Source organism: Mammaliicoccus sp. RAM2, from assembly GCF_045897195.1.
Classification (GTDB): Bacteria; Bacillota; Bacilli; order Staphylococcales; family Staphylococcaceae; genus Mammaliicoccus; species Mammaliicoccus sciuri.
Map to the genome: position 1 here is coordinate 1 of NZ_JBJNWI010000016.1, position 2,954 is coordinate 2,954.

The 2,954-nt window shown below is 49.8% G+C and carries 1 rRNA gene; it reads left to right on the forward strand.

The features are described 5' to 3' along the window. Positions 1 to 2,927: ribosomal RNA gene (locus ACJTHF_RS13965) — 23S ribosomal RNA — on the forward strand. Positions 2,928 to 2,954: the final 27 nt, after the last annotated feature.

Here is a 2,954-nt window from a genome sequence, read left to right on the forward strand (position 1 = left end):
GATTAAGTTATTAAGGGCGCACGGTGGATGCCTTGGCACTAGAAGCCGAAGAAGGACGTTACTAACGACGATATGCTTTGGGGAGCTGTAAGTACGCTTTGATCCAGAGATTTCCGAATGGGGAAACCCAGCATGAGTTATGTCATGTTATCCGCATATGAATACATAGTATGTGAGAAGGCACACCCGGAGAACTGAAACATCTTAGTACCCGGAGGAAGAGAAAGAAAACTCGATTCCCTGAGTAGCGGCGAGCGAAACGGGAAGAGCCCAAACCAATAGGCTTGCCTATTGGGGTTGTAGGACACTCAATACGGAGTTACAAAGGAAATGATTAGACGAATGGTTTTGGAAAAGCCAACCATAGAAGGTAAAGGTCCTGTAGTCGAAAGTCATTTCTCTCCTGAGTGGATCCTGAGTACGGCGGAACACGTGAAATTCCGTCGGAATCTGGGAGGACCATCTCCCAAGGCTAAATACTCTCTAGTGACCGATAGTGAACCAGTACCGTGAGGGAAAGGTGAAAAGCACCCCGGAAGGGGAGTGAAATAGAACCTGAAACCGTGTGCTTACAAATAGTCAGAGCCCGTTAATGGGTGATGGCGTGCCTTTTGTAGAATGAACCGGCGAGTTACGATTTGATGCAAGGTTAAGCAGTAAATGTGGAGCCGTAGCGAAAGCGAGTCTGAATAGGGCGAATGAGTATCTGGTCGTAGACCCGAAACCAAGTGATCTACCCATGTCCAGGTTGAAGTTCAGGTAACACTGAATGGAGGACCGAACCGACTTACGTTGAAAAGTGAGCGGATGAGGTGTGGGTAGCGGAGAAATTCCAATCGAACTTGGAGATAGCTGGTTCTCTCCGAAATAGCTTTAGGGCTAGCCTCAAGTGATGATTATTGGAGGTAGAGCACTGTTTGGACGAGGGGCCCCTCTCGGGTTACCGAATTCAGACAAACTCCGAATGCCAAATAATTTAACTTGGGAGTCAGACTATGGGTGATAAGGTCCGTAGTCGAAAGGGAAACAGCCCAGACCACCAGCTAAGGTCCCAAAATATATGTTAAGTGGAAAAGGATGTGGCGTTGCCCAGACAACTAGGATGTTGGCTTAGAAGCAGCCATCATTTAAAGAGTGCGTAATAGCTCACTAGTCGAGTGACACTGCGCCGAAAATGTACCGGGGCTAAACATATTACCGAAGCTGTGGATTATCCGTAAGGATAATGGTAGGAGAGCGTTCTAAACGTGTCGAAGCATGATCGTAAGGACATGTGGAATGTTTAGAAGTGAGAATGCCGGTGTGAGTAGCGAAAGATGGGTGAGAATCCCATCCACCGATTGACTAAGGTTTCCAGAGGAAGGCTCGTCCGCTCTGGGTTAGTCGGGACCTAAGCCGAGGCCGATAGGCGTAGGCGATGGATAACAGGTAGATATTCCTGTACCACCTATGATTGTTTGAACGATGGGGGGACGCAGTAGGATAGGCGAAGCGTGCTGTTGGAGTGCACGTCCAAGCAATAAGACTGAGTGTTAGGCAAATCCGGCACTCGTAAGGTTGAGTTGTGATGGGGAGTTGGATCATGTATCCGACGAGTCGTTGATTTCACACTGCCAAGAAAAGCCTCTAGTTAGAAAATAGGTGCCCGTACCGCAAACCGACACAGGTAGTCAAGATGAGAATTCTAAGGTGAGCGAGCGAACTCTCGTTAAGGAACTCGGCAAAATGACCCCGTAACTTCGGGAGAAGGGGTGCTTTTTAGGGTGCAAGCCTTGAAGAGCCGCAGTGAATAGGCCCAAGCGACTGTTTATCAAAAACACAGGTCTCTGCTAAACCGTAAGGTGATGTATAGGGGCTGACGCCTGCCCGGTGCTGGAAGGTTAAGAGGAGTGGTTAGCTTCTGCGAAGCTACGAATCGAAGCCCCAGTAAACGGCGGCCGTAACTATAACGGTCCTAAGGTAGCGAAATTCCTTGTCGGGTAAGTTCCGACCCGCACGAAAGGCGTAACGATTTGGGCACTGTCTCAACGAGAGACTCGGTGAAATCATAGTACCTGTGAAGATGCAGGTTACCCGCGACAGGACGGAAAGACCCCGTGGAGCTTTACTGTAGCCTGATATTGAAATTTGGCACAGCTTGTACAGGATAGGTAGGAGCCTTTGAAACGTGAGCGCTAGCTTACGTGGAGGCGCTGGTGGGATACTACCCTGGCTGTGTTGACTTTCTAACCCGCACCATTTGATCATGGTGGGAGACAGTGTCAGGCGGGCAGTTTGACTGGGGCGGTCGCCTCCTAAAGAGTAACGGAGGCGCTCAAAGGTTCCCTCAGAATGGTTGGAAATCATTCGCAGAGTGTAAAGGCACAAGGGAGCTTGACTGCGAGACCTACAAGTCGAGCAGGGTCGAAAGACGGACTTAGTGATCCGGTGGTTCCGCATGGAAGGGCCATCGCTCAACGGATAAAAGCTACCCCGGGGATAACAGGCTTATCTCCCCCAAGAGTTCACATCGACGGGGAGGTTTGGCACCTCGATGTCGGCTCATCGCATCCTGGGGCTGTAGTCGGTCCCAAGGGTTGGGCTGTTCGCCCATTAAAGCGGTACGCGAGCTGGGTTCAGAACGTCGTGAGACAGTTCGGTCCCTATCCGTCGTGGGCGTAGGAAATTTGAGAGGAGCTGTCCTTAGTACGAGAGGACCGGGATGGACATACCTCTGGTGTACCAGTTGTCGCGCCAGCGGCATAGCTGGGTAGCTATGTATGGACGGGATAAGTGCTGAAAGCATCTAAGCATGAAGCCCCCCTCAAGATGAGATTTCCCAACTTCGGTTATAAGATCCCTCAAAGATGATGAGGTTAATAGGTTCGGGGTGTAAGCGCAGTAATGTGTGTAGCTGACGAATACTAATCGATCGAAGACTTAATCAAATTTTAAATCGGTTTTAGCCGTAAAAT